This window comes from Cysteiniphilum litorale (genome assembly GCF_003428165.1).
GTDB classification, from domain to species: domain Bacteria; phylum Pseudomonadota; class Gammaproteobacteria; order Francisellales; family Francisellaceae; genus Caedibacter; species Caedibacter litoralis.
Map to the genome: position 1 here is coordinate 1 of NZ_QLIQ01000125.1, position 1323 is coordinate 1323.

2 protein-coding genes are annotated in these 1323 nt (G+C 39.1%); both read left to right on the forward strand.

Going from position 1 to position 1323, the window contains the following annotated elements:
• The coding region (locus tag DNJ75_RS14820; RefSeq protein ID WP_206609133.1) for a hypothetical protein at positions 1-362 on the forward strand (362 nt) is incomplete at its 5' end.
• Between the two features lie 21 nt (positions 363-383).
• A complete protein-coding gene (gene traW, locus DNJ75_RS14825) occupies positions 384-1208 on the forward strand; it encodes a type-F conjugative transfer system protein TraW (RefSeq protein WP_170137244.1) in 825 nt (274 codons plus the stop codon).
• The last annotated feature ends 115 nt before the right edge of the window (positions 1209-1323 follow it).

Consider the following 1323-nt stretch of genomic DNA (forward strand, 5'->3'; position numbering starts at 1 on the left):
TTAAGACGATTCAGCGTTTTCGCCCCTCATCTGAAGCATGGTTTTCATCGTTTTTAATCAAGCGCGGTGAGTTTTCGTCAGAGCATCGATTCTTCCTTGATCCGTATTCTAAGATTATTACGTCAACCAAAAGACAGGAAGTGGATGCGGTAAAAACCTATCGCAAACAGGGCTATCGTCTTAAAGAGGCGATTATGCTCACTGTTGAGGAATTTTATGGGGATGAATTAGCCGAGTTGCAGCAATTCAGTATGGCATTTGCGGATTTGCAGGAACGCAATCGGGTAGATGTTGATTATGCGTATTTTGAGCAGCAGTTGCAGGAGACTACGGATGCTCAGGTACATCAAAATCGGAGTTAATTGAAGATGTTGGCAGTCGATATGAGAAGTCAAAGAAGTCAAAGAAATGAAAGACATCAAAAAGGTCAAAGAATAAGAAAAAACAAACAATTTGAAAAATTGTTATCACGTACGGTGCTTTTAAACTTTTTTGCTATTTTTTGCATGTTTTGCATGTTTTGCATTTTTGTCATCAGCTTGCTTGGTATCACTCAATATAGCTACAGTAAAGACTTGGGCAAATATGGGCACACCTTTGACATCGTTGAAGTGAATTTTTTGGACTTCATTCATGTTAAGTTAAAGGCGCTTGAGCAAAGTGGATTTTTAGCGCAGTGGCAACGCGAGGTTCAAGATCAGGTGAAAGCAAAGATGTTACGTCCAACGCCTGTGAATATTCCGACTACCGTAACGCCAGATGTTTTTTATTATCAGCCGATCATGACGTTGCAAAAGAATATTATTGATCACACAGGCAAGGTGATCTATCCGAAAGGGTTAACCATCAATGCGTTGGATATTTCAACTTACCCCAAAGTGCTACAACAATATGCACTAACACCACCAATCTATGACACGGTATTACTATTTGCTGATGGGGATGATGTATTACAGGTCAAGTGGTTAAAAACCAAGCTTATGCAATTACAGCGGTCAAAAACACCGCTTAAAGTGATCTTAACAGGTGGCAATGTGCATGAGGTCTCATTAGCACTTGATCATAATGTGCGTTTTGATCAGGGCGGATTTATCACGCGCACGTTTGGGATTAAAGCCGTACCAAGTATTGTGACGAAAGACAATGTATCGATGAAGATTCAAGAGATCAGTTATCGTGAGGTGGTTTTTTTAGCGCAGATTGATTAGAAGCCAACTTAAGACAGAGTCAAAACAAAAAATAACAAAAAAAATAACAAGAAAATAGCAAACAATAACATACAAGATAAATTAAAGCGGGCGTTGCGAATGAATAAATTTAAGC

What these genes read in the sequence shown, in the direction of transcription:
- traW (WP_170137244.1), top strand. Translation starts at nt 384, where the DNA reads ATGAGAAGTCAAAGAAGTCAAAGAAATGAAAGACATCAAAAAGGTCAA.